This window comes from Massilia sp. P2_C2 (assembly GCF_056404615.1).
The window spans coordinates 1-1,798 of the sequence record NZ_JBFUDR010000560.1 but is presented as its reverse complement, the minus strand read 5'-3'; the positions used below and the strand labels follow the sequence as shown (position 1 = coordinate 1,798).

Sequence of the window (1,798 nt, the reverse complement as noted above, 5' to 3'; positions counted from 1 at the left end):
CGCCTCCATAGCGCAAACCACGCCGGCCATGTATCCGACCCGCTGGCGGCCTGTATCTTCAGACATGCCGCATCCCGAGTTCCCAACCTCTGATGTGAGCTTCATTTCTTGTTCCTGCAATTTTTAATTAGGTCGAGCTGACGTACGGACGATTGGTCGCGTGCGCCAAACCGGGGCCACTTCGTCGAGTGATAGTTGAAGGCCAATCCCGCCCAGGATGTGCAAGCAGGCGCTTGCACATCCGGTCTCGTGCTGCCGGTACTGTTCATGACCTGGGGTGTTCTTGAGCGATTCAATCGTCCATGAGCAAATTGACGATAACGCTCAATATCTGACTCATCRGGACAGGTGTCGGCGGCGGCGGCGCCGGGTTGGTGTTGGCAACGGCCGATGTCCCCTGGCTGACCACGCCCGCAACCGCGCTGGGCACCTGGCTGTTGACGGTGGACCGGCTCATCCTGCCGATCACCCATGCGCACACCAGACCGCTGGCGTCGGTGCAGGCGGTATTGTTGGCTGCCGTATCCAGCGTGTTGGTCACGGTTTTTGTAAATGTCTGCGAGACACCGGCAACCGTGCCCTTTGTCTCGGTCTGCACCTGCAGGGGCTCGCCCGAATCGGAGAATTGCGTCACCGTGGTTGTCTGCTGGGGCAGCGCGGTACCGTCCAGATCGTTGCCGAAGCTGATGGTTTGATAGACGTAAGGCCTTGCCACCTTGGCACTGACCGGACAGGGCACGCTGGCAGTCGCCGCCGCGGCATTGGCCTGGTTGGTCTGATCACAGTACACGTTCGTGGTCGATGACAACAGCATGGAGCCACCGGTCAGCATGGAACTGCCGGCGGAACTGATGGTCCCGCGATAGGTCTTGGCGCTGGCCGTCATGCCAATGTAGGGATGGACCTGCATCCGCTGGGTTACCGTGGTCAAGGCTTCGCCATTTGGCGCAACGATTTGACGGCGCACTTCCCGGAAGCCCAGCCAACCACGGCCACGGATATCTTTCTTCAAGCCGGCGTAACTGTATTCCGTCGTCGTCGTTGGCGCCGCGCCACCGTTTCGCTTGATCGATGCGCCCACACCGGCGTCCGATATCGTCCTGGCCACGACATACATGGTCGGCGTCTTGTCTTGCGCATTGGCGACCGCATACGTCGGGTTGCGGGCATCGTCGGCGTAACGAATGACGTCGCCATAATTTGCGTCGGACAACGGGACGTAATAGATGTTTGTCTGCACACCCATGCCCGAGGTGACCGAATTCATCAGGTCCGGCGGCGTTGCATCGCTCTTGGTCAACAAGAGGTTGCTGGTGGCAGTGCCAGCCGAAGGCGCACTGGCGAGCCTCAATATCTCAACGGCGCCATGGCCGGTAAAATCACCGAGGACATAGCCGAAATTCGCGTTTCGCAACTGGACGGGCGTCGCACCGCCCAGATTGAACGTGCTCGACAGACTGAAGGTGCCGTCGCCATTGCTCAAGTACAGGGCGTTCTTGGTCGCATCGCTGTGCCACCGCAAAATGTCCTGACGTCCATCGCCGTTGGCATCGAAGATGTCCACACCAATGGTGCCGTCTTTCGAGCCCAATATGTCATTAGCCCCATTGATATTGAAATTGGTCAGCCCGCTCAACGTATTGGCGCCCTGGGTGTCGCTGCCCGACAAGCAGCCTCGTTTGCCGCCGCCGTTGTAATCGATAAAGCCGCCCGACCGGCATGACCCGGCGGAGCTGACGAACCCCGTCAGATACGTTCCGGCGGGGATGCTCGTCGACGGAGGCATTACGTATGGGGT

At 59.8% G+C, this 1,798-nt stretch carries 1 protein-coding gene; it reads right to left on the bottom strand.

The features are described from left to right. Positions 1-292: 292 nt before the first annotated feature. Positions 293-1,798, bottom strand: a 1,506-nt coding sequence (locus AC1DYX_RS30825; RefSeq protein ID WP_477265983.1) for a toxin TcdB middle/N-terminal domain-containing protein, incomplete at its 5' end; no start/stop codon positions are given.